At 66.4% G+C, this 23,040-nt stretch carries 21 protein-coding genes and 1 other RNA gene; 8 read left to right on the forward strand and 14 right to left on the reverse strand.

Annotated elements, in window-relative coordinates; genetic code table 11:
- Positions 1 to 15: 15 nt before the first annotated feature.
- From rbbA to trxA, 5 genes are all read right to left on the reverse strand, one after another.
- Positions 16 to 2,799 (reverse strand): ribosome-associated ATPase/putative transporter RbbA, encoded by a 2,784-nt coding sequence (gene rbbA, locus AB6724_RS10405; RefSeq protein WP_369338494.1) that lies wholly within the window; start codon positions 2,797 to 2,799, stop codon positions 16 to 18.
- A 20-nt stretch (positions 2,800 to 2,819) separates the two neighbouring features.
- Positions 2,820 to 3,899, reverse strand: coding sequence for an HlyD family secretion protein (locus AB6724_RS10410; protein ID WP_369338447.1), 1,080 nt, complete (start codon positions 3,897 to 3,899; stop codon positions 2,820 to 2,822).
- A 13-nt stretch (positions 3,900 to 3,912) separates the two neighbouring features.
- Positions 3,913 to 5,409, reverse strand: coding sequence for an efflux transporter outer membrane subunit (locus tag AB6724_RS10415; protein WP_369338448.1), 1,497 nt, complete (start codon positions 5,407 to 5,409; stop codon positions 3,913 to 3,915).
- 184 nt (positions 5,410 to 5,593) lie between these two features.
- Positions 5,594 to 6,856, reverse strand: coding sequence for a transcription termination factor Rho (gene rho, locus AB6724_RS10420; protein WP_369338449.1), 1,263 nt, complete (start codon positions 6,854 to 6,856; stop codon positions 5,594 to 5,596).
- Positions 6,857 to 7,132: 276 nt separating this feature from the next.
- The gene (trxA, locus tag AB6724_RS10425) at positions 7,133 to 7,462 is read right to left on the reverse strand and encodes a thioredoxin TrxA (RefSeq protein ID WP_369338450.1); all 330 of its coding nucleotides are present in this window, start codon (positions 7,460 to 7,462) and stop codon (positions 7,133 to 7,135) included.
- Between the two features lie 233 nt (positions 7,463 to 7,695).
- Here trxA and AB6724_RS10430 point away from each other — a divergent pair, with 233 nt between their 5' ends.
- Positions 7,696 to 8,985: a TIGR03862 family flavoprotein gene (locus AB6724_RS10430; RefSeq protein ID WP_369338451.1), complete on the forward strand. Its 1,290-nt coding sequence runs from the start codon at positions 7,696 to 7,698 to the stop codon at positions 8,983 to 8,985.
- Between the two features lie 272 nt (positions 8,986 to 9,257).
- On the opposite strand, the gene ffs is transcribed toward AB6724_RS10430, so the two are convergent.
- Positions 9,258 to 9,354, reverse strand: an RNA gene (ffs, locus tag AB6724_RS10435) — signal recognition particle sRNA small type.
- 103 nt (positions 9,355 to 9,457) lie between these two features.
- On the opposite strand from ffs, the gene dnaX reads away from it, so the two are divergent.
- The 3 genes from dnaX (at position 9,458) to recR (ending at position 12,695) form a co-directional block, all read left to right on the forward strand.
- Positions 9,458 to 11,533: a DNA polymerase III subunit gamma/tau gene (gene dnaX, locus AB6724_RS10440; protein WP_369338452.1), complete on the forward strand. Its 2,076-nt coding sequence runs from the start codon at positions 9,458 to 9,460 to the stop codon at positions 11,531 to 11,533.
- 27 nt (positions 11,534 to 11,560) lie between these two features.
- Complete coding sequence (locus AB6724_RS10445; protein WP_003056681.1) at positions 11,561 to 11,893, forward strand: YbaB/EbfC family nucleoid-associated protein; 333 nt, start codon at positions 11,561 to 11,563, stop codon at positions 11,891 to 11,893.
- A 211-nt stretch (positions 11,894 to 12,104) separates the two neighbouring features.
- The gene (gene recR / locus AB6724_RS10450) at positions 12,105 to 12,695 is read left to right on the forward strand and encodes a recombination mediator RecR (protein WP_369338453.1); all 591 of its coding nucleotides are present in this window, start codon (positions 12,105 to 12,107) and stop codon (positions 12,693 to 12,695) included.
- Positions 12,696 to 12,807: 112 nt separating this feature from the next.
- Here the strand turns inward: recR and AB6724_RS10455 are convergent, their stop codons facing one another.
- Both AB6724_RS10455 and gloB read right to left on the reverse strand, forming a co-directional pair.
- The gene (locus tag AB6724_RS10455) at positions 12,808 to 14,331 is read right to left on the reverse strand and encodes a transglycosylase SLT domain-containing protein (protein WP_369338454.1); all 1,524 of its coding nucleotides are present in this window, start codon (positions 14,329 to 14,331) and stop codon (positions 12,808 to 12,810) included.
- Positions 14,331 to 15,098 (reverse strand): hydroxyacylglutathione hydrolase, encoded by a 768-nt coding sequence (gloB, locus tag AB6724_RS10460; RefSeq protein WP_369338455.1) that lies wholly within the window; start codon positions 15,096 to 15,098, stop codon positions 14,331 to 14,333. The genes AB6724_RS10455 and gloB overlap by 1 nt, the downstream gene beginning before the upstream one ends.
- Positions 15,099 to 15,117: 19 nt before the next feature.
- On the opposite strand from gloB, the gene AB6724_RS10465 reads away from it, so the two are divergent.
- A complete protein-coding gene (locus tag AB6724_RS10465) occupies positions 15,118 to 15,921 on the forward strand; it encodes a class I SAM-dependent methyltransferase (protein WP_369338456.1) in 804 nt (267 codons plus the stop codon).
- Positions 15,918 to 16,367: a ribonuclease HI gene (rnhA, locus tag AB6724_RS10470; protein WP_369338457.1), complete on the forward strand. Its 450-nt coding sequence runs from the start codon at positions 15,918 to 15,920 to the stop codon at positions 16,365 to 16,367. Before AB6724_RS10465 ends, rnhA begins: the two co-directional genes overlap by 4 nt.
- 11 nt (positions 16,368 to 16,378) lie before the next feature.
- On the opposite strand, the gene AB6724_RS10475 is transcribed toward rnhA, so the two are convergent.
- The 6 genes from AB6724_RS10475 to AB6724_RS10500 all read right to left on the reverse strand — a co-directional run bounded on the left by AB6724_RS10475 (position 16,379) and on the right by AB6724_RS10500 (position 21,695).
- The gene (locus AB6724_RS10475) at positions 16,379 to 16,705 is read right to left on the reverse strand and encodes a thioredoxin family protein (protein WP_369338458.1); all 327 of its coding nucleotides are present in this window, start codon (positions 16,703 to 16,705) and stop codon (positions 16,379 to 16,381) included.
- Between the two features lie 52 nt (positions 16,706 to 16,757).
- Positions 16,758 to 18,152 carry a molybdopterin molybdotransferase MoeA gene (gene moeA, locus AB6724_RS10480; protein ID WP_369338459.1) on the reverse strand — a complete coding sequence of 465 codons (1,395 nt, stop codon included), beginning with the start codon at positions 18,150 to 18,152 and terminating at the stop codon, positions 16,758 to 16,760.
- Between the two features lie 94 nt (positions 18,153 to 18,246).
- Positions 18,247 to 18,897 (reverse strand): molybdenum cofactor guanylyltransferase MobA, encoded by a 651-nt coding sequence (mobA, locus tag AB6724_RS10485; protein ID WP_369338460.1) that lies wholly within the window; start codon positions 18,895 to 18,897, stop codon positions 18,247 to 18,249.
- 7 nt (positions 18,898 to 18,904) lie between these two features.
- Positions 18,905 to 20,047 carry a GTP 3',8-cyclase MoaA gene (moaA, locus tag AB6724_RS10490; protein WP_369338461.1) on the reverse strand — a complete coding sequence of 381 codons (1,143 nt, stop codon included), beginning with the start codon at positions 20,045 to 20,047 and terminating at the stop codon, positions 18,905 to 18,907.
- A 95-nt stretch (positions 20,048 to 20,142) separates the two neighbouring features.
- Positions 20,143 to 20,727 (reverse strand): DUF2889 domain-containing protein, encoded by a 585-nt coding sequence (locus AB6724_RS10495; RefSeq protein ID WP_369338462.1) that lies wholly within the window; start codon positions 20,725 to 20,727, stop codon positions 20,143 to 20,145.
- Positions 20,728 to 20,879: 152 nt separating this feature from the next.
- Positions 20,880 to 21,695, reverse strand: a complete 816-nt coding sequence (locus tag AB6724_RS10500; RefSeq protein ID WP_369338463.1) for a Crp/Fnr family transcriptional regulator — start codon at positions 21,693 to 21,695, stop codon at positions 20,880 to 20,882.
- Positions 21,696 to 21,756: 61 nt separating this feature from the next.
- On the opposite strand from AB6724_RS10500, the gene AB6724_RS10505 reads away from it, so the two are divergent.
- Both AB6724_RS10505 and ppa read left to right on the forward strand, forming a co-directional pair.
- Positions 21,757 to 22,281 (forward strand): Mpo1 family 2-hydroxy fatty acid dioxygenase, encoded by a 525-nt coding sequence (locus AB6724_RS10505; protein ID WP_369338464.1) that lies wholly within the window; start codon positions 21,757 to 21,759, stop codon positions 22,279 to 22,281.
- A 180-nt stretch (positions 22,282 to 22,461) separates the two neighbouring features.
- On the forward strand, positions 22,462 to 22,989 hold the full coding sequence (gene ppa / locus AB6724_RS10510; protein ID WP_369338465.1) for an inorganic diphosphatase: 528 nt from the start codon (positions 22,462 to 22,464) through the stop codon (positions 22,987 to 22,989).
- The last annotated feature ends 51 nt before the right edge of the window (positions 22,990 to 23,040 follow it).

Here is a 23,040-nt window from a genome sequence, read left to right on the forward strand (position 1 = left end):
TCAGGGGGTGCTTCATCACTTCTCTTGCTTGGGCAGAGCCCAGATGGCCACGCCCATGATCACGGGAATGGCGATCAGCAGCGGCAGCAGCATGCCCGCCAGATCGTGCAGACCCAGGGCCTTGTTGAACACGCCGCGGCTGATGGCAAACATATAGGTGGCCGGGTAGATCTCGCCGATCCAGCGGCCCGCGCCTTCGAGCGAGGAGACCGGGTCGGTCAGTCCCGAGAACTGCGTGGCCGGAATCAGCGTGCCCAGCATGGCGAAGAACATGGCCGCGATCTGGCTGCGCGTGACGGCCGAGGCCAGCAGGCCCATGCCGGTGGCAATGACGCTGAACAGCAGCGCGGCCAGAGTGAGCAGCGCAAAGCTGCCCGTCATGGGCACGCCGAACACGAACACCGCCATGGCGCACATCAGAAAGAAGTTCAGCATGGCCAGCAGCACATAGGGCAGCTGCTTGCCCAGCAGGAACTCGGTGCGCGTGACGGGGGTGACGTAGAGGTTCACGACCGAACCCAGCTCCTTCTCGCGCACCACGGCCAGGGCCGTGAGCATGGCGGGCAGCATCATCAGCAGCAGCGGGATCACGGCGGGCACCATGGCGGGCAGGGATTTCACATCGGGGTTGTAGCGAAAGCGCGTCTCCAGGCTGACCTGGCTGACAAGCTGCACGCCCAGGCGCTCGCGCGCCTGCTGCACCAGCCAGAGCTGGTGCATGGCCTGGACATAGCCTTTGACGGTTTCGCCGCGCTGGGGCATGGCGCCGTCGAACCAGGCGCCCACGGCCGCGTGCGAGCCGCGCAGCACGCTGCGGCCGAAGCCGGGCGGAATCTCGATGGCCAGCGCCAGCTCGCCGCTCTTCATGCGCCGGTCCAGATCCGCATAGTCCTGGATCGGCGGCATCTCGATGAAGTAGCGCGAGCCCGCGAGATTGTTCACATAGTTCTGGCTGATGCTGCTCTGGTCGCGGTCCAGCACCGCAAAGCGCAGATCCTCCACGTCCATGCTGATGCCGAAGCCTATGACCACCATCAGCACCAGCGAGCCCACCAGGGCCAGGGTGGCGCGCACCGGGTCGCGCTGCAGCTCCAGCGCCTCGCGCCACAGATAGCTCCACAGCCGCTGCAGGCTGAAGCCGGCCGGGTGTGCTTTGGAAACAGGAGCTGGCAGCACTTGCGCACTCTCAGTGTCGGAGGTCTTCGAAGCTGAGATCGAGGCAGGATCGGCGGCAGCAGCTTCCTTTTTTGATTCGAACACGGGCGCCGCCTCGCCCGAGGCCTCGACCAGATAGCCTATGAAGGCTTCCTCCAGCGTGGCCGTGCCGCGCTTGGCGGTCAGGGCGGCCGGTGTGTCGCTGTCCAGCACCTTGCCCGCGTGCATCATGGACATGCGGTCGCAGCGCTCGGCCTCGTTCATGAAGTGGGTGGAGATGAAGATCGTCACCCGGTCGCGGCGCGAGAGCTCGATCAGCAAGCGCCAGAACTGGTCGCGCGCCACCGGGTCCACGCCCGAGGTGGGCTCGTCCAGAATCAGCAGCTCGGGCTGGTGCACCATGGCCACGGCCAGCGACAGGCGCTGGCGCATGCCCAGCGGGATGTTGGCGGGCAGGGTGTGGCGCACCGCGGCAAGGCCGAAGCGCGCGAGCATCTCCTCGACGCGCGCGGGAATCTGCTCGGGACTCACATGGAACAGCTCGGCATGCAGCACCAGGTTCTGCAGCACGGTCAGCTCGCCATAGAGCGAGAAGGCCTGGGACATATAGCCCACGCGCCGGCGCGTGGCCACGTCGTGCGGGTCGATCTTCTTGCCGAACAGCCAGGCCTGGCCCTCGCTGGCCGGCAGCAGGCCGGTCAGCATCTTCATGGTGGTCGATTTGCCGCAGCCGTTGGAGCCCAGAAAGCCGAAGATCTCGCCGCGGCGGATGCGGAAGTTCACATGGTCCACGGCGACGAAGTCGCCAAAACGCATGGTGAGATCGCGCGCCTCGATCGCGATATCGTCGTCGCTGGTCTGCAGCGGCGGAATCACGACCGCCGCGTGGCCGCGCTTTTTTTCCTCGGGCAGCAGGGCGATGAAGGCCGCTTCCAGCGCCGGCATGCCGGTGCGCTGCAGCAGCTCGGCGGGACTGCCCGTGGCCAGGATCCGGCCGTCGTCCATGGCGGCCAGCCAGTCGAAGCGCTGGGCCTCGTCCATATAGGCCGTGGCCACGATCACGCTCATCTGCGGGCGCTGGCTGCGTATGCGGTTGATCAGATCCCAGAACTGCGCGCGTGCCAGCGGGTCCACGCCGGTCGTGGGCTCGTCGAGAATCAGCAGGTCCGGGTCGTGGATGAGGGCGCAGCACAGGGCCAGCTTCTGCTTCATGCCGCCCGAGAGCTTGCCCGCGGGGCGGGGCAGAAACTTCTGCAGGCCCGTGCTCCGGGTCAGGTCGTCGATGCGCGCGCGGCGCTCGGCTGCATCATGGCCGAACAGGCGGCCGAAGAACTGCAGGTTTTCCTCCACCGACAGCGTGGGGTAGAGGTTTTTGCCCAGGCCCTGGGGCATGTAGGCGATGCGCGGGCAGACCGCGTCGCGGTGCTTTTTGCTGCGCATGTCGCCGCCCAGCACCCGTACCTCGCCGCCCTGCACGGCGCGCGCGCCGGCGATCAGCGACAGCAGGCTGGACTTGCCCACGCCGTCGGGGCCTATCAGGCCGACCATGATGCCCGCGGGAATGTCCAAGGTCAGCGAGCGCAGGGCCTGGGTCTTGCCGTAGGCAAGCTGCACCTCGCGCAGCGCGGCCACGGGCTCCGTCATGGTCGGCGGGATGGCGGCCTTCACGATGCGGGCGTGTTGCTGGTGCGCAGCTGCAGCTTGGCCGGCCACGCGTGTTCATCATCGAGCTTGATCCAGGCCACGCCGGGCAGTCCGGTCTTGACCTGGGTCAGATGCTGCTTGAGCAGCTCGGGCGCGATGCGGGCCTTGACGCGGAACATGAGCTTCTGCCTTTCGCTGGCCGTCTCCACGGTCTTGGGCGTGAACTGCGCGGTGCTGGCCACGAAGGAGACCCTGGCCGGGATCACGTATTGCGGCGCCGCATCCAGCACGATGCGCACCTCGGTGCCCAGGGCCACGCGACCGGCCACAGTTTCGGGCAGGAAAAAGCTGATGTAGACGTCCGAGACATCCACCATGTTCAGCACCTTGCCGCCCGCGCCTATCACTTCGCCGGGCTGGGCCAGGCGGTACTGCACGCGGCCGTCGCGCGGGGCGGTGAGCTCGCTGTCCTTGACGTCGGCATCGATGCGCTTGACGGTGGCCGCGGCGGCCGTGACCGCGGATTCCGCACCCACGCTCTGGGCCTTGGCGGCGTCGATGGCGGCCTTGGCGGCCGTGGCCTGAGCCTGTGCGGCCTTGAGCGCGGCCTGCGCGCCGCGCACGCGGGCGCTGTCGTCGTCGAGCTCCTGCACCGAGGATGCGCCTTCCCGGGCCAGGGTCTCGGAGCGCTTGACGCGGCGCTGCGCCGCATCCAGCTCGGCCTCGCGCTGGGCCACGGTGGCCACGGTGGCCGCGTACTGGCTTTCGCGCAGCGCGATCTCGGCGCGTGCCGAGGTCACCGCATGGCTGGCGCGGTCGCGGCTGGCCACGGCCTCCTGCTGCTGGGCCTGCAGGCTGTCGATCTGCATGCGCGCCAGCGGCTGGCCGGCGCTCACGAAGTCGCCTTCCTGCACCAGGATCTCGGCGATGCGGCCCGCATATTTGGTGGCCACGTCGATTTCGGTGGCTTCGATGCGGCCGTTGCCGCTGACCATGCCTTCGGCGGCCTGGGCTATGCGCCATTGCTGCCAGCCATAGGCACCGAGGGCGGCTGCGGCAACGATCAGCGCGGCGAGAGTCAGTTTCTTGTTCATGGGCATGGAGATGCTGTCCTCAGGATGGGGTGCGGGGCGTTGGTGCCGTTGGTGCAGCGGCGTTGGCGGGCTGGCCCGCATAGCCGCCGCCCAGCGCCGCATACAGCGCGATCTGGCTGGAGACCAGGGCTTCGCGGCCCTGGACCAGCTGTTGCTCGGCGCTCAGCAGATCGCGCTCGGCATCCAGCACGTCGAGATAGGGCGAGGCGCCGTGGTCGTAGCGCAGACGGGCGAGGCGGCTGCGCTCCTTGAGCGCATCGCGCTGCTCGGACAGCACCTGAACCTGGTCTTGCAGCGTGGCGCGGCTGGACAGCGCGTCCAGCACCTCGCGCATTGCCGTCTCTATGGTTTTTTCATACTGGACCACGGCCATGTTCTGGCGCACGGCCTGCAGATTCAGATGGGCCTGGCGCTGGCCGCCGTCAAAGATCGGCAGCGAGATCGAAGGAACGAACTGCCAGGCACGACTGCCGCCTTTGAACAGGCCGTCGAGATCGGCGCTGGCCGTGCCCCAGCTGCCGGTCAGCGCAATGCGCGGCAGAAAGGCTGCGCGCGCGGCGGCCACATTGGCCTTGGCGGCCTGCAGCGCATATTCGGCGGCGATGATGTCGGGGCGCTGGGTCAGCAGATCGGCGGGCAGGCCTTCGGGCAGCTGCTGCAGGACCAGGGGCGTGGCCGCGGCCCGCGGCAGGCGCTCCGCATCCAGGCCCGTGAGCTGCTGCAGCGCATGGGCCTGCAGCGCACGCTGCTGCACGAGCTGGGTCCCTATGGCCTTGGCCTGGTGCACCAGGGTCTGCACCTGGGTCAGCGCATAGCGCGAGGTGGAGCCCACCTCGGCGCGGCGCTTGAAGATGCGCAGCGACTCCTCGCGGCTGGCGATGGTGCGCCCGGTCAGCTCCAGGCGTTCGTCCAGGCTGCGCAGCGCCAGATAGCTTTGCGCGACCTGCTTGACGAGGCTGGCCTGCACCGCGTGCTGCGTGGCGTCCAGCGCCAGATAGTTGCCCAGCGCCGCGTCGCTGAGGCTTTTGACGCGGCCCCAGAGATCGAGCTCCCAGCTGCTGAGCCCGATGAAGAGCTCCTGGTCGCTGGCGATCACGGAGCGGCCGCTCGCGTTGAGATCGCCGGGTACGCGGGCCCTGCCGTGGCTGCTGCCCAGGCCTATGGCCGGCAGGCGGTTGGCGTTCTGGATGTTGTAGGCGGCCTGAGCCTCCTGCACGCGCAGCAGGGCCAGGCGTTGGTCCTGGTTATGGCCCAGTGCCGCGCGGATCAGCTCCTGCAGGGTGGGGTCGAGATAGAAATCCTGCCAGGCAATGGCTGCCGCCGGTGTCGATGCGACGGGCGCCGGCTTGCCGCTTGACTGCGCCGGCCATTGGCCGGGCAGTATCTGGGCCTGCGGCTGCAGCATCGGCAGGCCAGGGCTGCAGGCCGCGAGCGCGGCCAGCAGCAGGGCGGAGGTCAGCAGGCGCGGCAGCGCGGGAATATGAAGGTGTGTGCGAGGTGCAGAGTGCTGGGCCATGAATGCAGAACATGCAAGCCTGAAAGCCCTGAGCTCCCGGCATCCGCATGATTTGTATCAAATGCAAGCACCAGTATGGTTGCTGCAACTGCGGCGCAGGTTGACCCATATCAATCAATCCGGCCTGGCCCCGGAGACGGCAAAGCCCCGCAAGCGGGGCCTTGTTTGGTGCGTGCGGGCCGTATCAGCCGCCGCGGCGCATCATGTCGAAGAACTCGATATTGTTCTTGGTGGCCTTCATGTTCTTGATCATGAGCTCCATGGACTCGATCTCGTCCATGTTGTACATGAACTGGCGCAGGATGCGGGTCTTCTGCAGGATCTCGGGCGCCAGCAGCAGCTCTTCGCGGCGCGTGCCGCTCTTGTTGAGCTCGATGGCCGGGAACACGCGCTTTTCGTAGAGGCGGCGGTTCAGGTGCAGTTCGCTGTTGCCCGTGCCCTTGAATTCTTCAAAGATCACTTCGTCCATGCGGCTGCCGGTATCCACCAGAGCCGTGGCGATGATGGTCAGCGAGCCGCCTTCTTCCACATTGCGGGCCGCGCCGAAGAAGCGCTTGGGGCGCTGCAGCGCGTTGGAGTCCACACCGCCCGACAGCACCTTGCCCGACGAAGGCACGACGTTGTTGTAGGCGCGGGCCAGACGCGTGATGGAGTCCAGCAGGATGACCACATCCTTGCCCAGTTCCACCAGGCGCTTGGCGCGCTCGATCACCATTTCGGCCACATGCACGTGGCGGGTGGCGGGCTCGTCGAAGGTGGAGGCAATGATTTCGCCCTTGACCGAGCGCTGCATTTCCGTCACTTCTTCGGGACGTTCGTCCACCAGCAGCACCATCAGGTGCACATCGGGGTGGTTGGCGGTGATGGCGTGGGCGATGCTCTGCATCATCATGGTCTTGCCGCTCTTGGGCGGTGCCACGATCAGCGCGCGCTGGCCGCGGCCGATGGGAGCGATGATGTCGATGATGCGGCCGGTGATGTTCTCTTCACCCTTGATGTCGCGCTCGAGCTTCATCTGCTCCTTGGGGAACAGAGGTGTGAGGTTTTCGAACAGCACCTTGTGCTTGTTCTGCTCGGGAGGGCCGCCATTGACCTTGTCGAGCTTGGTCAGAGCGAAGTAGCGCTCGCCATCCTTGGGGATGCGCACTTCGCCTTCGATCATGTCGCCGGTATGCAGATTGAAGCGGCGTACCTGGCTGGGCGAGATATAGATGTCGTCCGTGCTGGCCGTGTAGCTGGTATCGGGGCTGCGCAGGAAGCCGAAACCATCGGGCAGGATCTCGAGCACGCCGTCGGCAAACACTTGTTCGCCGGCCTTGGCGCGCTTCTTGATGATGGCGAACATCAGTTCCTGCTTGCGCATGCGACCGACGTTTTCGATCTCAAGCGCTTCGGCCTGCTTCAAGACTTCAGACACGTGCAGTGCCTTGAGTTCATTAAGGTGCATGAAATGACTCCAAGCGTGGAGTGAGGAATAATCAGAGGGGGAGGCGTAGGGCCTAACGAGACACTGTGAAAGTGGGCAGGCTTGCCTGGAGAAAACTCAGCGCGGTCCCATGCGGAGGCCGGCGATCTGCACATTATGACAGGAAAAGCGGCGCAGCTTGCAAGGAATTTCGCAGGGCTTCTGCGACATGCGCTGGCTGCCCGCAGGCAGCGAAAAATACAAGGCTTTGAGCCGGCATGGACGAGGCCTTGCGCAAGGCCTCGTCCATGAAGGGGATCAGAGGTGCTGGTCGAGGAAGGCCGACAGCTGGGTCTTGTTCAGAGCGCCGACCTTGGTGGCGGCCAGCTGGCCGTCCTTGAACAGCATCAGCGTGGGGATGCCGCGGATGCCGAACTTGGCGGGGATCTCGCGGTTTTCGTCCACGTTCATCTTGGCGATCTGCACCTTGCCTTTGTAGCTTTCGGCAGTTTCATCCAAGATGGGGGCAATCATCTTGCAGGGGCCGCACCATTCAGCCCAGTAATCCACGAGAACCGTGGTGCCGGGTTGCAATACGTCAGATTCAAAGCTTGCATCAGTGATGTGCTTGATCAATTCGCTAGCCATTTGTAGTCCTGGATTTTTCTTAAATCAAAAAGAAGGGCGGTGGAATATCCGCCTTGTCATTTCATTGTGACAGAAACTCATCTCCCGGCGTGCTGTGTGGGCGGTTGTTTGCTGCTATGGCGTCAATAGTGCCTGCCTTATTGCCGAAATGGCGGCGGTGGTATTCTGCGCAGCCTTTGGCGGCCCCCGGGAACAGGTTTCGGCGGGCCGCGTGTTGAACGGGATATAGAACTATGAGTTTTTCGGAGCCTTTGGCGGCCGATTCGGTATTGGCCTGCGATGTGGCCGTGGTGGGCGCTGGCCCTGCGGGCCTGATGGTGGCCGAGCAGCTGGCGCAGGCCGGCCTGAGCGTGCATGTGTTCGAGACCAAGGCCTCGGCAGCGCGCAAATTCCTGCTGGCCGGCAAAGGGGGGCTGAACCTCACCCATTCCGAAGATTTTTCCAGCTTTGTCGGCCGCTATGGCGCGCGCAGCGCCGAGCTTCAGCCCTGGCTGCAGCACTGGGGTGCGCAGCAGCTGCGTGACTGGGTCAAGGGGCTGGGCTTCGAGACCTTTGTCGGCACTTCGGGGCGGGTGTTTCCTGCCGACATGAAGGCTGCGCCGCTGCTGCGGGCCTGGCTGGCCCGACTCAGGTCGCAGGGCGTGGTGTTCCATATGCGCCATCGCTGGCTGGGCTGGGCGGCCGACCAGAAGCCCGTGTTCCAGCATGAGCAGGCCTTGCTCAAGGTGGAGTCCAAGGCTCTGGTGCTGGCGACGGGGGGCGGCAGCTGGGCCAGGCTGGGCTCCGATGGCGCCTGGGTGCCGCTGCTGCAGGCGCGGGGCGTGGAACTGGCTCCGCTGCAGGCGGCCAACTGCGGCTTCGATGTGGGCTGGAGCGACGGCCGTGCGCCGGGCTGGAGCGAGATCTTTGCCCAGCGCTTTGCGGGCCAGCCGTTCAAGTCGGTGGCCCTCAGGTTCGAGGACGGGCAGGGCGCAAGCTTCGCGCGTCAGGGTGAGTTCGTCGCGACCCAGGCCGGTGTCGAAGGCAGCCTGATCTATGCGGTCTCCGCCATGTTGCGCGACTGCATCGCCAGCCAGGGCCGGGCCAGCTTCGAGCTGGACCTGCTGCCGCAGCTCGATGCCGAGCGTGTGCGGCAGGAGGTCATGCGGCCGCGCGGCTCGCGCAGTCTCAGCAGCCACCTCAAAAGCCGGCTGGGGCTGGATGGCATCAAGGCGGGGCTGTTGTATGAGGTGCTGGGCAAGGAGGGCATGGCCGATGCACAGCGCCTTGCCGCCACGATCAAGGCCGTGCCCTTGACCGTGATTGCCCCGCGTCCCATGGACGAGGCCATCAGCACCGCGGGTGGCGTGCGCCTCGAGGCCCTGGATGGGCATGGCATGTGCAAGGCCCTGAGCGGCGTGTTCTGCGCGGGCGAGATGCTGGACTGGGAGGCGCCGACGGGTGGCTATCTGCTGACCGCCTGCATGTCCTCGGGCGTGCAGGCGGCGCAGGGCGTACTGGCCTATCTGCGTGGCCTGGAGTAGGCAAGGGCGGCGGCGCCTCATGGAGTGCGGCCGCCGCAGTCACCGCAAATGCCGCGCGGCCCAAAGCCTGCGGACGCGGCAAGTCCTCGGGCGGCTCTGGGCATGCGAAGCGCAAAACGCCCGTGTGGCGAGGCAACTGGCTGGCGCCGGTTCGGGATGGGTTGAGCTGTTGCTGCTTTTTCGCTGCCCGTCGGGCATGGGTGTCACCGGGAAGTGACGCAAACAACTTGGAGAGAGCTTTCGACAGGCGCAAGCCGTGGCTTGAATCGAAAGGTGACGAGCCTTACCCCCGGCACTGGTTTCACAGTTAGGGCTGCTTGGTTCCCCACCTGACCCGGTTGGCCGCTTCCCCATGCGAGGAGGCCCGTCGCTGCCGATTATAGGTGGAAAAAGACGCCCCTATGAGTCAACGGCCATCGTTATTGTTGGAGCCGGCTTGTTGGCATGCGCCGGCCCCGTAGAATTGATGGCTATGTCTTATTTAGTGCTTGCTCGCAAATACCGGCCCCATACCTTCTCCGAAATGGTGGGGCAGGAGCACGTGGTCCAGGCCCTGACCAATGCGCTGACCCAGCAGCGCCTGCACCACGCCTATCTGTTCACGGGCACGCGCGGTGTGGGCAAGACCACGGTGTCGCGCATCCTGGCCAAGTCGCTCAACTGCCAGGGCCCGGATGGCCAGGGCGGAATCACGGCAACCCCCTGCGGAGTCTGCGCTGCCTGCACTGAAATCGATAGCGGGCGCTTCCCCGACTACACGGAGCTGGATGCGGCCTCCAACCGCGGTGTGGATGAGGTGCAAAGCCTGCTGGAGCAGGCCGTGTACAAGCCGGTGCAGGGACGCTTCAAGGTCTTCATGATCGACGAAGTCCATATGCTGACCAACACGGCGTTCAACGCCATGCTCAAGACGCTGGAGGAGCCGCCCGAGTACCTCAAGTTCGTGCTCGCCACGACCGATCCGCAGAAAGTGCCGGTGACCGTGCTCTCGCGCTGCCTGCAGTTCAATCTGCGGCCCATGGCGCCGGAGACCGTGCTCGAGCACCTGACCCAGGTGCTGGCCAAGGAAGCCGTGCCCGCCGAGCCCCAGGCTCTGCGCCTGCTCGCACGCGCGGCGCGCGGCTCCATGCGCGATGCGCTGAGCCTGACCGATCAGGCCATTGCCTTCGGCAGCGGCCAGCTGCAGGAAGCGGGCGTGCGCCAGATGCTGGGCAGCGTGGACCGCAGCCATGTGTTCCGCCTGATCGAGGCGCTGGCACAGGGCGATGGACGCATCGTGGTCGAGACCTCCGAGCAGCTGCGCCACAACGGCCTGTCGGCAGCTTCCACGCTGGAGGAAATGTGTTCGGTGCTGCAGCGCATGGCCGTGCTGCAGGCCGTGCCCGAGATGCCGCTGGATGCCAGCGACCCCGAGGCCGCCGAAGTGGATCGCCTGGCCGCTTTGATGCCGTGCGACGAGACGCAGCTGCTCTACAGCATCTGCCTGCATGGACGCACGGAGCTGGGACTGGCGCCCGATGAATATGCGGCGCTGACCATGGCGCTGCTGAGGCTGCTGGCCTTCAAGCCCGAAAACGCCGAAGCCGGCGCGGCTGAAAAAAAAACTCCAGCCTCCAGGCCTAGCCGGCCCATAGCGCCTGCCACGCCGGCGGCGCAGCCCGTTGCCATGGCCCAGCCGCCGGTGCAGGTCGCCAAAGTCGTGCCCGAGCCGCTGCCTGCTGCCCCCGCGGAGCCTGTCGCGGCGGCCGAGGCTTTGCAGGTGGCCGAAGCTGCGGCAGCGATAGCCGTTCAGGAGGCTGAGCAAGCCGCAGCAGCGTCGCCTGTGGCGGCTTCTGTCCCCGCCTCTGTCGCTCTGCGGTCCGAGCCCGAGTCCGACCCTGTGACAGCGGAGGAAGCGCAGGCTGACGAGTCCGTGGACCAGGCGCCGGAAGCGGCCGAGCCGTCCGATGAGCCGGGCCCCGATGAAGGCGCCTGGGTGGGCATGCCCGACGAGGGCTGGACCGACGAAGGCCGCTGGAGCGACGACGCCGAGGTGGATGTCGGCCTGCCCGCCGAGCCCATGCCGCTGCAGCCGGAGGAAGAACCCGCGGGCCAGGAAGCTGGCGCCGTCTATGTGAGCACGGCCCTGGAAGTTGCGTCGGTGGAGCGCACGCCCGAGGGCGACCTGTGGCAGGGCGTGGTCCAGCAGCTGCTGCAAAACGATGGCGTGGTGGCCCTGGCGCGCCAGCTGGCGCTGCAGTCGCAGCTGATAGCGCGCGAGGGTGAGCTGTGGACCTTGCGGGTCGAGTCCAGCTCGCTCAACCAGAGCGGTGCCCGCGAGCGTTTGCGCGCTGCGCTGGAGGCGGCCGGTCATGCGCGACAATTGCAGGTTGAGCAGGGTGCGGTCAGCGATAGCCCGGCGCGGCGCCTGGCGGTAGAAAACCATGCGCGCCAAAATATTGCCGAAGACATTGTCAAAAGCAATTCGCTGGTGCAAACCTTGATGCGCGACTTCGCGGCGAAAATCGTGCCCGGCAGCATCAAGCCCATCTCCATTCGGCCTGAATAAGGCGTTTCAACACAAGAAGGAATTCATATGTTCAACAAAGGACAACTCGCCGGTTTGATGAAGCAGGCCCAGGCCATGCAGGACAACCTCAAGAAGGCGCAGGATGAGCTGGGCAATATCGAAGTCGAAGGCGAGTCCGGTGCAGGCCTGGTCAAGGTGGTGATGACCTGCAAGCACGATGTCAAGCGCATCACTATCGATCCCAGCCTGCTGGCCGAAGACAAGGACATGCTCGAGGACCTGGTGGCCGCAGCCTTCAACGCCGCCGTGCGCAAGGCCGAAGAGACCTCGAACGAGAAGATGGGCAAGATCACCGCGGGTATGCCCGGCCTGCCCGGTGGCATGAAATTCCCGTTCTAAGGGAACGCCCCCTGAGCGGCTTTGCGGCCTCCCCCCTCTCTCGCTTCGCGGGAGGGGACGGCAACATCGCTGCGAGGCGGCTCTTGCTTGTTGCCTCTGATTGGGAGCAGGCCTGATCCAGGGCATGTTCCTTTGGACAAGGCTTAGCAAATATGAATGGCGATCTGTACAGTTGCAGATCGCTTTTTTTCTGGTGAGTGAAAGGACAGCCATGTCTGATGTGCAATCTCTGGATGCCTTGATCGAAGCGCTGCGCCGCTTGCCGGGCGTGGGCATCAAGTCGGCGCAGCGCATGGCGTTCCATCTGCTGCAGCGGGATCAGGCGGGTGCCCTGCAGCTGGCCAAGGCGCTGGATTCCGCCGTGCATTCGGTGCACCACTGTGAGCGCTGCCATACCTTTACCGAAGGCCGCATCTGCAACATCTGCGATGACGCGGGGCGCGATGCCGCGCGGCTTTGCGTGGTGGAGGCGCCCGCCGATCTGGCCGCCATGGAGCGCACCGGTGCCTACCAGGGCTATTACTACGTGCTGATGGGGCGTTTGTCGCCGTTGGACGGCGTGGGGCCCAAGGAAATCGGCATGAAGCAGCTGCTGGAGCGCGCCTGCGACGGCGTGGTGCAGGAGGTGATTCTGGCGACCAGCTTCACGGCCGAGGGCGAGGCCACGGCCCATGCGGTCAGCGAGGCGCTCAAGGCGCGCGGCCTGCTGGTCACCCGCCTGGCGCGCGGCGTGCCCATAGGCAGCGAGCTTGAATATGTGGATCTGGGCACGATTGCCCATGCGCTGGTGGACCGGCGCTAGGGATCATGCCTGAATAGGCTGGTGGCGCTTGTCTGGCCAGCGCTTGCAGCTATCAACTTGATGAGTCCAGGCGTAAAAAAGCCCGCAGCTGGCGGGCTTTTTGTGGCGCGGCCTATTTGCGCTTCTTGGCCGGCGTGCCGCCGCGCGGCTTGGGGTCGTTCTTGCCGCCGCGCGTCGTCGGCGCCGCGGACTTGCTGCCGACGGCCTGCTTGCTGGCGCCGCGGCTGCTGCGGCTGGTTTCGCGCGGAGCGCTTTCCTGGGCCTCGGCGCGGGCTGCACGCGCCGCGCGCGCCGGCAGATAGACGATCAGGGATTGGCCCGCGTGCAGCGAGGCTGTGGACTTGAGATCGTTCCAGTCGGCGAGATTGGAGAGGCTGACCCCATAGCGGCTGGCCACGCTCACCAGCGTATCGCGCTTGCGGGCGCGGATGGTGGTGCGCACGGTCACGATTTCGGGGGCGAAGGAAATCTGGCCGTTGTCGGCCACATGGCCGGGCACATCGGTCTTGATGCTGGGATCGCGCGGCACGATCAGGGCCGAGCCGGCCTTGATCAGCATGCGCGGCGGAATATTGTTGACGGCGCGCAGATCGGCCTCGCCCAGGCCCACGCGCTGCGCGGCCTCGGCCACGGTGATGGTGGTGGGCGCGGTCCACACCGTCCAGCTCGCGAACTGGCCGTCGGCGGAGGCCTGGAGGTTGCGGCGGAAGACCTTGGCATTGTCCCAGGGCAGCAGAATCTGCGGCGTGGCCTTGGCAAAGATCACGGGCTTGTGGTAGCTGGGGTTGAGGGCCTTGAAGTCCTTGACGCTGACGTCGGCAAGCTTGGCCACCAGCTCCACGTCGATATCGTGGGCCAGGGTGACGGCCTGGAAATAGGGGTGGTTCTCGATCACGGGCAGTTCGGCGTTGAACTTCTCCGGATTGGCGACGATGTTCTTGATGGCCTGCAGCTTGGGCACGTACATGCGGGTCTCGGCCGGCATCTGCAGATCGGTATAGCCGGCGGGCAGGCCCAGCTTTTCATTGCGTTTGATGGCACGGCCCACGCTGCCTTCGCCCCAGTTATAGGCGGCCAGCGCCAGATGCCAGTCGCCGAACATGTCGTAGAGCTTTTGCAGATAGTCCAGCGCCGCGCGCGTGGAGGCCAGCACGTCGCGGCGGTCGTCGCGGAAGGCATTTTGCTTGAGGTCGAAATAAGTGCCCGTGGCCGGCATGAACTGCCACATGCCGGCAGCCTTGGCGCTGGAGACGGCCTGCGGGTTGAAGGCGCTTTCGATGAAGGGCAGCAGGGCCAGCTCGGTGGGCATGCCGCGGCGCTCCAGCTCCTCGACGACATGGAACAGGTATTTGTTGGAGCGCTCCGTCATGCGCTGCAGGTAGTCGGGGCGCGCCGCATACCATTGCTCGCGGTCGCGCACCAGATCCTGGTCCAGATCGGGCATGGCAAAGCCCTGGCGTATGCGCACCCAGAGGTCGCCCGTGGTTTCGAGCGAAGCGACTTCGGAGCTGCCCACCTTGCCGCGGCCCAGTGGTTTGAGCGGGCCGTCGGGATACATGGGATCGATGCTGGCGGTGGTGGCGCAGCCGGTCAGGACCAGCACGCAGGGCAGCAGCAGGGTGTAGAGCAGTTTCATCAAAAAACGTTTTTCCATTGGCGCAGGGCGGCCAGCACGCTGGCGGGCTCCTGGGGCCTGGTCTGAGGATCATGCCGCACGGCGGCCGCGATCACGTCGGCGGCGCGGCTGCGCATGAAGGGGTTGATGGCCAGTTCGGTCTGCAGGGTGGAGGGCAGCGTGGGCAGCCCCTGGGCCCGCAGCCTGAGGCAGCGTTCCAGATACTGAGCCAGATCCGGATTGTTTGGTTCCACGGCCTGCGCAAAGCGCAGGTTGGAAATTGTGTACTCATGGGCGCAGCAGACCAGCGTCTCGCCGGGCAGGGCGGCCAGGGCGTCCAGCGAGGCCTGCATCTGCGCGGGCGTGCCCTCGAACAGGCGGCCGCAGCCGCCGGAAAACAGCGTATCGCCACAGAACAGCAGGGGCCGGGCCTGGACGCTGAAAAAAGCGATATGGCCGCTGGTGTGGCCGGGCACGTCCATCACCTGCCAGGGGCCGCCCAGCAGCTCCACGGTGTCACCGCCCCGGACGCGAATGACGGGCTCGGGCAGCGGCTCATAGGCGGGGCCGTAGACCGGCGCCCCCGTGGTCTGGCGCAGGGCCGCAAGACCACCTACATGGTCGGCATGGTGATGGGTGACTAAAATGCCCTGGAGTTTCAAGCCCTGCTGGGCCAGCACCGCCAGCACCGGTTCGGCCTGTCCCGGATCGACGACCACGGCCTGCTCTGCATCGTGGATCATCCAGATGTAGTTGTCGGAAAAGGCGGGTATGGGCAACAGGTTCATGGGCTGCAAAATTATAGAGATGCATCACTGGACGGATTCGGCCCTTGGGCACTATCTCCTGGAATGGGAGCAGCAGCGCTGTGACGAGGCGGTGGCCGATATTTTCGGCTATCACGCGCTGCAGCTGGGTCTGCCCGAGCTCCAGGGGCTGCGCAACAATCGCATGCCTCATCGCTGGCTGGCGCTGGATGGCAACGAACCGGTTCAGAATGCAAAAGCAGGCACTGTAGCGCAAGCCGGGGGCTTGGGGGTGTCCGCGGCCTCCCCGGTGCCGGCGGCGCTGGTGGCGGATGCCACAGCTCTGCCGTTTGCCGAGGCCAGCCTGGACCTGCTGCTGATGCCGCATACGCTGGAGGCCTCGTGCGACCCGCATGCGGCCCTGCGCGAAGCCGCGCGCGTGCTGATGCCCGAGGGGCGGCTGGTGGTCTGCGGGCTCAATCCCATGAGCCTGCTGGGGATGCAGCGGCGCCTGGAGCGCAGTGCCGGCTATCTGCCCGATCTGAATCTGGGCATGGACTACTGGCGTTTGCGCGATTGGCTGCGTTTGCTGAGCTTCGAGGTCGAAGCCGTGCAATTTGGCTGTTATCGTCCTGCCACGCAAAGCGCGCAGTGGCTGAACCGCTGGAAGTTCATGGAAAGCCTGGGCCACCGCTGCTGGCCGGTGCTGGGCGGGGCTTACTGTGTGGTGGCCGTCAAGCGCGTGCAGGGCATGCGGCTGATAGGCCCGAGCTGGCGCGGCCGTGCCGCGCCAGCGGGCATGCAGGTGCCGGTGGCGAACCGGCAGCCGCCGGACCGGGTCTGGCGCAACAAGGAAAAGAATTGAATCAAGTAGTGATCTATACCGACGGTGCCTGCAAGGGCAATCCCGGCCCTGGCGGCTGGGGCGCAGTGTTGCAGGCCGGGGCGGCAGAAAAAGAACTGTTCGGCGGCGAACTCGGCACCACCAACAACCGCATGGAGCTGATGGCCGTGATCGAGGCGCTCTCCGCCCTCAAGCGTCCCTGCGACGTGGTGCTGTATCTGGACAGCCAGTATGTGCGCAAAGGCATTACCGAGTGGATTCACGGCTGGAAGGCCAAGGGCTGGGTGACGGCCTCCAAGGAGCCGGTGAAGAATGCCGAGCTGTGGCGGCGCCTGGATGCCCTGGTCCAGGGCAGCGGCCACCGCATAGACTGGCGCTGGGTCAAGGGCCATGCCGGCGACCCCGGCAACGAGCGCGCCGATGCGCTGGCCAACAAGGGCGTGGAGCTGGCCCTGGGCCGGGGCTGAAGCCCGGCGCTTCAGGGCGTGATGCGGGCCAGGGCGTCGCTGATCAGCTGCGCATTTTCGGGGCGCACCAGGCGGGCGACCTCCTGGCCGTCGCGCAGAAAGATCAGCGTGGGCCAGAGCTTGACCCGGTAGCTGCGGCCCAGGGGACGGCCCGGGCCGTCCTCGACCTTGATATGCGAGAGGCCCGGAAACGCGGCCAGCGCGGACTGGATCAACGGCTGGGCGCGCTGGCAGTGGCCGCACCAGGGTGCGCCGAATTCGAGCAGGCTGGCGCCCTGGAGCGCGTCAATGGCTTGCCGTGTGGGTTCTGTGGCCCAGTGGGTGGCTTGGTAAGTCATGGTGTTTCCTCGGAAATTCTTGGAACTTGCGGGCAAGGCCGCGCTGCCGGCTTCAGCCCAGGCCTTGCAGCAGCAGCACGCCTACGCTGTCGCCGGGCAGAACCTCGCCGCGCTCGTCGTCGAGCACGATGATGCAGTTGGCCGCCACCATGGAGCTGAGCACGCCCGAGCCTTGCGGGCCCGTGGTACGCACCGTGGTCCGGCCCTGCGCGTCGAGCTCGAGCACGCCGCGCAGATATTCGGTGCGGCCCGGGCGCTTGCGCAGGCGCTCGCTGCTGGCGGCCTGCAGCATGGGCGGCCGGGTGTCGCGCTCGCCGGCCAGCAGGGCCAGTGCCGGGCGCACAAACATCAGAAAGCTGACCATGGCCGCCACGGGGTTGCCGGGCAGGCCCAGCAGCACTGCGGGCCGTCGGGTCGACAGCTGAATGCTCTGGTTCTGGGCGCCGCTGTCGCTGTCAACGACAGGGCTAGAGGCCGACTTCTCGGTAAATTTCTCGGCGACGGGATGGAGCGCCATGGCGGCCGGTGCCAGCAGGCCCACGGCCAGCGGACGGCCGGGGCGCATGGCCACGCGCCAGAACTGCACCGTGCCCAGGCGCTGCAGCATGGCGCGGGTATGGTCGGCCTCGCCAGCGCTGATGCCGCCGCTGGTCAGCACCACATCGGCCAGCGTGGCGGCTTCGCGCAAACACTCTTCCAGCACCCGGGGCTCGTCGGGCACGGCGCCCAGATCCAGCACCTGGGCGCCGAGGCGGCGCAGCAGGCCCTGGAGGCTGAAGCGGTTGCTGTCGTAGATCGCACCTTCGCGCGGCGCGGCGCCGGGGCTGAGCAGCTCGTCGCCCGTGGAGAAATAGGCCACGCGCAGGCGGCGGCGCACCGTGACCTGGCCCAGGCCCAGGCTGGCGAGCAGGCCCAGGGCCGCGGGCGTGAGGCGCTGGCCGGCCTGCAGCGCGACCGAGCCCTGGCGCAGGTCCTCGCCGCGCAGGCGGCGGTTGGCGCCCGGGCTCAGGGCGCCCGCATCCAGCTGTATGGAGTCGGCGTCCGACGTGACCTGCTCATGGGGCACGACCGTATCCAGCCCGGCGGGCATGACGGCTCCCGTCATGATCTTCAGGCATTCCCCCGCAGCCAATCGGCCTGGCCAGGGCGCGCCGGCCAGAGCCGTGCCCTTGACGCGCAGCGAAAGCGGCTGGCCCGGCCGGGCCAGCGCGAGTTCGGCGCCCGCGAACGCATAGCCGTCCATGGCGCTGTTGTCATGGGGCGGCACGTTGACGGGGCAGATCAGGTCCTCGGCCAGCACGCGGTCCAGCGCTTCGGGCAGGGCCAGGGTCTCCAGCTCGGCCACGGCGCCCATGGGCTGCAGCAAGGCAGCGAGCTGCTGCAGCACCTGGGTGGTGGTCAGGGTCTGGGCATTGGCGGAGGCGGCAGGTTGAAAAATCGCGGTCATAACAGCAAAAAAGAAAACCGCATGGCGCGCCCATAGGGTTGTGACAATACTTTACGCGTTTTGGCCTGCCGTGCCGGCGTCCCGGAGCGAGTTCTCAGGACTTTGCGCCTGGAGCCAGTTGCTCCAGATCATGCAGCTGGGCCAGGGTGTTGGCGTTGGCAAATACATGCCGCTCGCCCGGGAGCTGGAACACCGCCTGGGCGCAGCGGTGCTGGCCGGTCCAGGCGTCGATCTTGCGGCCGCCGCCGATGATGAAGCGCTCCAGGCTGTCCCTGAGCGTGGCGCGGAGCAGGCAGAACACGGGCTGGGCGCGCAGCTCGCCCGCACCATGCTCCAGATCCCAGCCATGGGCGACGACGATGTCGGCCTCGCCGCGCGCCTCAAGCATGCGCTCGGCCAGGTCGGCGGGGAACAGCGGCGTGTCGCAGGGCACGCACAGCAGCCATGGAGTGGTGCAGTGCGCGAGGCCCGCCATGAAGCCGGCCAGCGGGCCCGGGTAGTCGGGCAGGGCATCGGCGCAGACCCGGGCGTCCAGCGGCCGGCCCAATGCCGCATAGGCTTCGGCATTGCGGTTGGCATTGAGCAGCAGCGGTCCCACCTGGGGCGCCAGCCTCTGCAGGGCATGCAGAGCCAGCGGCCGGCCAAGAAAGTTCTGCAGGCCCTTGTCCACGCCGCCCATGCGCGCACCGCGCCCGCCGGCCAGCACGCAGCCGGTGATGTCCTGGGGTGAGATCGGGACAGGCATGGGGCGCTCAGCCGCCGATATAGCTCATCTCGATGCGGCGCGAGCCGGTGGCCTGGGCCACGTCGGGCGGCAGCTCGCTGCGCAGCTGGGAGTAGCGGTCGTCGCGCTGCTGCCAGATGGGAGCGATGGCGGCGGCAATCTCCGCATCGCTGGCGCCGCCGCGCAGCAGGCCGCGCAGGTCCCAGCCCTGGCTGGCAAACAGGCACAGATAGAGCTGGCCTTCGGTGGACAGGCGCGCGCGGTTGCAGTCGCCGCAGAAAGCATGGGTGACGCTGCTGATGACGCCGATCTCGCCGAGCTGCGGATCGTGCCTGCCGGCCGCATCGGCATAACCCCAGCGCACGGCGGTCTCGCCGCGTACGCTGGCTTCCAGGGGCACCAGAGGCAGCTCGGCGCGCAGGCGCGCGATGACCTCGTCCGAGGGCAGGACCTCGTCCATGCGCCAGCCATTGGTCGCGCCCACATCCATGTATTCGATGAAGCGCAGCGTCACGCCCGTGCCGCGGAAGTGGCGGGCCATGGGCAGGATCTGGTCGTCATTGGTGCCGCGCTTGACCACCATGTTCACCTTGATGTGCGACAGGCCCACGGCCTGTGCGGCCTCTATGCCGGCCAGCACGTCGGCCACGGGAAAGTCCACGTCATTCATGCGGCGGAACACGGTGTCGTCCAGGCCGTCAAGGCTCACGGTGACGCGGTTCAGGCCCGCATCCTTGAGCGCGCGGGCCTTGCGCGCCAGCAGCGAGGCATTGGTGGTCAGCGTCAGGTCCAGCGGCTGGCCGTCGGGCGTGTGCAGCTCGGCCAGCTGGGCGATCAGGGTCTCGAGGTTTTTGCGCAGCAGCGGCTCGCCGCCCGTCAGGCGCAGCTTGCGCACGCCATGGGCCACGAACAGCCGCGCCAGGCGCGTGATTTCCTCGAAGCTCAGCAGCGAGCCATGGGGCAGGTACTGGTAGTTCTTGTCGAAAACTTCCTTGGGCATGCAGTAATTGCAGCGGAAGTTGCAGCGGTCGGTGACGCTGATGCGCAAATCGTGCAAAGGCCGTCCCCATCGATCCTGCAGTCTTCCGGTGGGAGTCTGCAAGGTGTTGGGGACGATTGCGGGGCGAGATGCCGCACGCTCATCGACCAGGGGGATCACACGTTCTGCCATGGCCTCGATTGTGCCGCAAGCCCGAAGTCCAGCCGGCGAACGGGCTTGTTTCGAATCCTGGTTTTGATAGCTGCAGGCGCTTTGGCGGTCGGGCTTCAGGCCGGGTCGATGGCCGGCTTGGCGGCCTGCGGCTGGATAGGTTGCCAGCCCGCGAACTCGGGATAGAACGCGGCCACGCCGGGGCCGTTGAAATCCCAGCCCAGGCATTGCCCCAGATGGCGCGGCGGCTGGCCCGAGCCATCGGTGCGGAACTGGTTGAGCACGGTGTGAAAGGCCGGCGTGGCCATGTTGAACAGCAGCTCGCGCAGATGGGTGCAGCCCACGACGCCGCCCAGCTTGTCCTGGATGGCACGGCGCCAGCCGCGCGCGATGCAGCTGCCGACCATCTGCTGCATCGATCGCGTGGCCTCGGGGCAATGGCCCAGTGGGTGGTCGTCCATGGCCGCGTCTATCGCATGCACCACCATGTCCGCGTCTATCGTCAGCCGGATCCACATATGGTGGATGGGCTTGCCCGCGGGAACCTGGCGCTGGCCGTGCAGCTCGATGTCGTAGGTCTTCTGGTCTATGAGCTCGGCTTCCACATCCCACATGCCGTCGTCGCGGGCATAGCCCCGGTATTTGACGTCGCGCATATGAATGGGAACCGGCTGGCGTTTGGCGCTGGAAGGCAGGGGCATGAGGTATCCGTGGTGCGGCGGGCGATGGGCGCGGGGTCCATGTCCGCCATGATTCTGGTGCGGACCGGGCACAGCCCGGCAACCGCTGATTATCAAAGAGGACGCCGGCCTGTCCAGCGCCAGCGGGACAGGTGGTTTCTGGCCGCCGCGCATCAACCCGCCGCGCTTTGGCCAGCCGCGCGTATCTGGCCCGTGGCCGCCGCGCTTCTGAGTGCGGCCAGGTCCAGCACCTCCAGCTTGCCGCGCCGCAGCTGCAGCCAGCCGGCCTGCTGCAGCTCCTGCAGTATCTGGTTGGTGGTCTGGCGCGACAGGCCCAGCATGCGCGCCAGCTGCTCCTGCGACACGGCCAGCTCCCGGTGGGTGCGCAGGCGGTCGGCCCATTGTTCATGGCCCAGGGCCATCTGCACCAGCCGGTGCATCAGACGCTGCGGCGCGGGCAGCACGGTCTGCTCCTCGAGCGCGATCAGGCTGGCGCGCAGCTTGTCCGTCAGCAGCAGCGCCATATGCCTCCAGTACAGCGGATGGGCCTCCAGCCAGTCGTGCAGGGGTGCGATGGGCATTTGCAGCAGCGCGCAGGCGGAGTTGGCATAGGCATCATGGGTGCGCGCCTGGCCGTCGAACAGCGCGATCTCGCCCAGCCACATCGGGGCTTCCACCAGCGTCAGCAAGGCCGTGCGCGTATGTTCCTGCAGCGTGGCCGTGCCGGAGATGCTGAGCGAGCCGCGCGCCACCGCATACAGGCCGCAGGGGGCATCGCCGCGGCGGAACAGCCATTCGCCCGGGGCCAGAAAGCGCGGACGGGCCAGCGCCTGCAGCTGCCCGGCCAGCGCGGGCGGCAGTGCGCGAAACCAGCGTCCGGCCTGGACTATGGCCCAGAGCTCGGCGGTCGACACCTTGAACAGATTGCTGCGCTTGCGCGCAGAGGCCGGTGCGGTCGGCAAAACGGGAAACTCTTGTGTCGGTTGCATGACAGACGGCAAGGTTGAGGCTGCGCCAACATGCTCGGACAAGCCACAAGGAGACACAGCGATGAAAACCCTAGTCGACCAGTTGTCGAACTATGCCGACTACCACCGCGACCCGCGCAACATCCTCACCCACTACATCGGCGTGCCCATGATCATGTTGGCCGTGGTCATACTGCTGGCGCGGCTGGAGCTGGGCCGGATCGCGGGCTTTCCGGTTTCGTTGGCACTGCTGGCGGCCCTGGCCGCGGCCGTCTATTACTGGCGGCTGGACGGGCGCTACGGCCTGTTCATGACGGCGCTGCTGGCCGCCATGCTGGTCCTGGCCGCACCGCTGGCGGCGCAGTCCCTGGGTTTATGGCTGGCCTGGGGCCTGGGTCTGTTCGGCATAGGCTGGGTGATCCAGTTCATAGGCCACTATTACGAAGGGCGCAAACCCGCGTTCTTCGACGATGTGATGGGCCTGCTGATAGGCCCGCTGTTCGTGGCGGCCGAACTGGGCTTTGCACTGGGGCTGCGCAAGGACGTGCAGGCCGCCGTGGAGCAGCGCAGCGGCCCCGTGCGCCGGCGGGAAATGCTCAAGGCCTGAGGGACTATGAAGAAGGTAGCGGCAGGCGCAGTCCGGTAAAGGGTTGGAGGCCGATCCGGCTTTTGAGGAGGGGCGGGGCGCCGCATCTTTCAAGCATGTAATTCCAGCGTTAGGGTCATGCGCCTAGAATTGCGGGGTGACCCCTAGCGGGGCTTTTTTTGTTTTACCTCTTTGACCATCATGTCTCTGAACAACGTGACCCCCGGCTCCAAGGCGCCCGAAGTCTTCAACGTCATCATCGAAATCTCGGCCAACTCCGCTCCCGTGAAGTACGAAGTGGACAAGGAAACCGGCTGCCTGTTCGTGGACCGCTTTCTGGGTACGGCCATGCACTACCCCGTGAACTACGGCTATGTGCCTCAGACTCTTTCCGGCGACGGCGACCCCGTGGACGTGCTGGTGATGACTCCCTTCCCCCTGCCCAGCGGCGTGGTTGTGCCCTGCCGCGCCATCGGCATTCTGCAGATGGAAGACGAATCCGGCGTGGACGGCAAGGTGCTGGCCGTGCCCACCCAGAAGCTGCTGCCTTCCTACGACAAGATCAACCACCTCAGCGACATCCATGAGCTGACGCTGCAGCAGATCGCCCACTTCTTCGAGCACTACAAGGACCTGGAAAAGGGCAAGTGGGTCAAGGTTCTGGGCTGGAAGGGCCTGGACGTGGCGCACAAGGAAATCACCGACGGCATCGCCAACTACAAGGGCTGAGCCACGGCAGTCACGAGACTCTAACCTTGGGGCGCGGCAAGTCTGCGCCAT

The sequence above is a fragment of the Comamonas guangdongensis genome, assembly GCF_041079535.1.
Taxonomy (GTDB): domain Bacteria; phylum Pseudomonadota; class Gammaproteobacteria; order Burkholderiales; family Burkholderiaceae_C; genus Comamonas; species Comamonas guangdongensis.

Bases quoted from the DNA above. Each gene is read 5' to 3' on its own strand.
- rbbA (WP_369338494.1), bottom strand. From the start codon at position 2,799: ATGACGGAGCCCGTGGCCGCGCTGCGCGAGGTGCAGCTTGCCTACGGC.
- AB6724_RS10410 (WP_369338447.1), bottom strand. From the start codon at position 3,899: ATGCCCATGAACAAGAAACTGACTCTCGCCGCGCTGATCGTTGCCGCA.
- AB6724_RS10415 (WP_369338448.1), bottom strand. From the start codon at position 5,409: ATGGCCCAGCACTCTGCACCTCGCACACACCTTCATATTCCCGCGCTG.
- rho (WP_369338449.1), bottom strand. From the start codon at position 6,856: ATGCACCTTAATGAACTCAAGGCACTGCACGTGTCTGAAGTCTTGAAG.
- trxA (WP_369338450.1), bottom strand. From the start codon at position 7,462: ATGGCTAGCGAATTGATCAAGCACATCACTGATGCAAGCTTTGAATCT.
- AB6724_RS10430 (WP_369338451.1), top strand. From the start codon at position 7,696: ATGAGTTTTTCGGAGCCTTTGGCGGCCGATTCGGTATTGGCCTGCGAT.
- dnaX (WP_369338452.1), top strand. From the start codon at position 9,458: ATGTCTTATTTAGTGCTTGCTCGCAAATACCGGCCCCATACCTTCTCC.
- AB6724_RS10445 (WP_003056681.1), top strand. From the start codon at position 11,561: ATGTTCAACAAAGGACAACTCGCCGGTTTGATGAAGCAGGCCCAGGCC.
- recR (WP_369338453.1), top strand. From the start codon at position 12,105: ATGTCTGATGTGCAATCTCTGGATGCCTTGATCGAAGCGCTGCGCCGC.
- AB6724_RS10455 (WP_369338454.1), bottom strand. From the start codon at position 14,331: ATGAAACTGCTCTACACCCTGCTGCTGCCCTGCGTGCTGGTCCTGACC.
- gloB (WP_369338455.1), bottom strand. From the start codon at position 15,098: ATGAACCTGTTGCCCATACCCGCCTTTTCCGACAACTACATCTGGATG.
- AB6724_RS10465 (WP_369338456.1), top strand. From the start codon at position 15,118: ATGCATCACTGGACGGATTCGGCCCTTGGGCACTATCTCCTGGAATGG.
- AB6724_RS10475 (WP_369338458.1), bottom strand. From the start codon at position 16,705: ATGACTTACCAAGCCACCCACTGGGCCACAGAACCCACACGGCAAGCC.
- moeA (WP_369338459.1), bottom strand. From the start codon at position 18,152: ATGACCGCGATTTTTCAACCTGCCGCCTCCGCCAATGCCCAGACCCTG.
- mobA (WP_369338460.1), bottom strand. From the start codon at position 18,897: ATGCCTGTCCCGATCTCACCCCAGGACATCACCGGCTGCGTGCTGGCC.
- moaA (WP_369338461.1), bottom strand. From the start codon at position 20,047: ATGGCAGAACGTGTGATCCCCCTGGTCGATGAGCGTGCGGCATCTCGC.
- AB6724_RS10495 (WP_369338462.1), bottom strand. From the start codon at position 20,727: ATGCCCCTGCCTTCCAGCGCCAAACGCCAGCCGGTTCCCATTCATATG.
- AB6724_RS10500 (WP_369338463.1), bottom strand. From the start codon at position 21,695: ATGCAACCGACACAAGAGTTTCCCGTTTTGCCGACCGCACCGGCCTCT.
- AB6724_RS10505 (WP_369338464.1), top strand. From the start codon at position 21,757: ATGAAAACCCTAGTCGACCAGTTGTCGAACTATGCCGACTACCACCGC.
- ppa (WP_369338465.1), top strand. From the start codon at position 22,462: ATGTCTCTGAACAACGTGACCCCCGGCTCCAAGGCGCCCGAAGTCTTC.